This window comes from Vibrio sp. 811 (genome assembly GCF_033339195.1).
In genome coordinates, this window is sequence record NZ_JAWOUB010000764.1 from 1 (window position 1) to 559 (window position 559).

Annotated in this window: 1 protein-coding gene; it reads left to right on the forward strand. The window is 48.8% G+C overall.

Translation table 11 applies throughout. From position 1 onward, the window contains the following. Window positions 1-559: sensor histidine kinase (locus R7Q46_RS29275; protein ID WP_318078595.1), on the forward strand; the 559-nt coding region annotated here is incomplete at both ends.

The following is a 559-nucleotide window of genomic DNA, read 5'->3' on the forward strand; positions in this document are numbered from 1 at the left end:
TGAAGACCCCGACGCAAACACCGTCGCGTTGCTCTCACAAAGTGTTCGCAGCCATTCCCCGGTTAGGGTTGAGATACTCAATTACACCAAGTCGCAGCGCCCATATTGGGTCGAGTTGGAGCTGTCTCCGGTGTTTGATGAAAATGGCGAGCTACTGCGTTTTATCGCGGTAGAACGTGATATCACCGATAGACGCGAGATGGAGAAGCGTTTGTCGTCTGCATTGGATAAATCGAAAAAAGCCACGCAAGCCAAGTCGGAATTTCTGGCAAACATGAGCCATGAGATTCGCACTCCAATGAACGCGATCATGGGGATCAGCGAGATATTGCTTGAGAACGAAAACCGCCGAGAGCCAAGGGAGTTATTGCTCCTGCTGCACAAATCTGCCAATAACCTTGTGACCATCACTAACGACATCCTCGATTACAGCAAAGTCGAAGCGGGCAAGTTGACGCTTGTTGAAGAGGAGTTTGATTTGCGCTCGTTAGTCGAGAGTTGCACGGCATTGTGTGCGTATCAAGCGGATAAAAAGAACCTTAAGTTATTGGTTGATATG